Origin of the sequence: Thalassospira sp. MCCC 1A01428 (genome assembly GCF_002115825.1) — a bacterium.
Classification (GTDB): domain Bacteria; phylum Pseudomonadota; class Alphaproteobacteria; order Rhodospirillales; family Thalassospiraceae; genus Thalassospira.
In genome coordinates, this window is record NZ_JFJZ01000162.1 from 1 (window position 1) to 627 (window position 627).

Here is a 627-nt window from a genome sequence, read left to right on the forward strand (position 1 = left end):
TAATAGGTCCTGAGCCTAGTCTGCATAGTTTACTCCTCTTGGGTTCTTGAAGACACAGATCCCCCGTGGCGGGTCAAAGACCCGCTGAAGGATTTTCTCTCTGTTCAGGGTTATTTCAGGCGCGGCTTACGCGGCGCTTGCTTCAATGCTGCATTGCGTGCGGCATGACGCGAATTACTGCGATCCTGTATCCATGACGCTACAAGCTCATTGAATTGTTGGGGCTGGGGCACGTTGCGCGCGAGATCGGCAAGGCTGCTTCGTGCCAATTCGGCACGCATTTGCCGCTCTGCGCGTAACATAAGACGGTGGATGCCGCATACACCTACGCTTGACCAAGCGGGAGGAGTGCCACCGAAAAGAATACATCCCTCGCGAACGTCCTTGCAGTCGAACAGTTGCCGCTTGCCCTCAATCGCGTCTATTACGGCTAAGACTGAGATTTCCTCTGGTGACCGCGCCACGGTGTAACCGCCGGAAATTCCATTCGTGGATTTAACAATACCGGCTTTTTCCACACGGGACATGATCTTTGCCAACATCGCTGGGGGAACCCCTTGAAGTTCCGCCAGGTCACGGCTGCTAGCGCGTTCTACATCGTCGTTAACTAGGGTCTGAACCCAATTG

The 627-nt window shown here is 54.4% G+C and carries 1 protein-coding gene; it reads right to left on the reverse strand.

Annotation, left to right across the window (positions count from 1 at the left end):
• Positions 1 to 110 precede the first annotated feature (110 nt).
• On the reverse strand, positions 111 to 627 hold a 517-nt coding region (locus THS27_RS26410; RefSeq protein ID WP_139835783.1), incomplete at its 5' end, for an Rrf2 family transcriptional regulator.